Source organism: Pseudomonas onubensis (assembly GCF_965653655.1).
Taxonomy (GTDB): Bacteria; Pseudomonadota; Gammaproteobacteria; order Pseudomonadales; family Pseudomonadaceae; genus Aquipseudomonas.
The window spans coordinates 1-455 of the sequence record NZ_CBFHAZ010000265.1 but is presented as its reverse complement, the minus strand read 5'-3'; the positions used below and the strand labels follow the sequence as shown (position 1 = coordinate 455).

Genomic DNA, 455 nt, shown 5'->3' with positions numbered 1-455 from the left:
CTTATACAGTACAGCCTATTTGCATCGTCCGTGATTTATGTTTAATGGATAAACCCCTCCGGACCTCCGTCTTCAGAAATGTCAGACAGCGCCCGGCCTGCTTGCTCATTTGATTGCTCGGCCAACGAAAGATCGCCGAGCGTAACAATGCCGACCAGTTTTTTATCCCTTGTGACGGGAATTCTTCTGAGCTGATGTTCAGCCATCAAATGGAGCACCTCCTCCACAGAGGCGTCTTCTTCTGCACTGATAACCCGCTCTGTCATTGCGTCGGTTATTTTTTGAGAGTTCGGCTTTTTTGAAGCAATTCCCCGTAATACGAGATCTCTGTCTGTCACGATCCCGACAAGTGTGGCGCCGTCTTCATCCACTATCGGAATGGCGCCGACATCCGCGTCTTTCATCTTCACCGCAGCTTCATATACATTATCTAATACTGTACAATATTGCAAGTC

Annotated in this window: 1 protein-coding gene; it reads right to left on the bottom strand. The window is 48.1% G+C overall.

The annotated features are described in order from the left end of the window. Positions 1-41: 41 nt before the first annotated feature. Positions 42-455, bottom strand: a 414-nt coding sequence (locus tag ACTD9P_RS29885) for a CBS domain-containing protein (protein ID WP_438870457.1), incomplete at its 5' end; no start/stop codon positions are given.